This is a genomic window from Halorubrum sp. Atlit-28R, from assembly GCF_003665955.1.
GTDB classification, from domain to species: Archaea; Halobacteriota; Halobacteria; order Halobacteriales; family Haloferacaceae; genus Halorubrum; species Halorubrum tropicale.
Map to the genome: position 1 here is coordinate 1 of NZ_QPLS01000280.1, position 439 is coordinate 439.

The window sequence follows — 439 nt, forward strand, 5'->3', positions numbered from 1 at the left end:
AAGCTGCGCAGGGCAAGCAGCGCTGCCATGATCAGCAGAGGGCTAAACGCCAACAGGAAAAATCGCGCGCCGCGATTGCCACGCAATACACAAACAACACCGACCGTTAATCCGAGCAGCATGCTCAGTAGATCCATGGTGATGCCGATACGGTTCATCTGTGCATATTCGAACACCGCGAAGCCGATGATCTGCAATATATTTAAGCCAATAAAGGCCAGCATCACTTTGTCGAGCGATGGCGCCGTTTGCCAAGTTGAGAGCAAACGCCGCTGGAACAACAGCAAGGTAAGGCCGGTACAAGCAAACCCCGTCATTGACGAAATCATCCCCCAGCCAGGGGACTCCGGCCATAGGAACTGAAATCCGATGCCGCTGTGGGCGGCTACCGACAGTGCATTGGATGCGACGAAAAGCACATAATAAAAATAGGTGCGTT

Annotated in this window: 1 protein-coding gene; it reads right to left on the reverse strand. The window is 53.1% G+C overall.

Going from position 1 to position 439, the window contains the following annotated elements:
* The coding region (locus DVK06_RS17910; protein ID WP_147438195.1) for a 7TM-DISM domain-containing protein at positions 1 to 439 on the reverse strand (439 nt) is incomplete at both ends.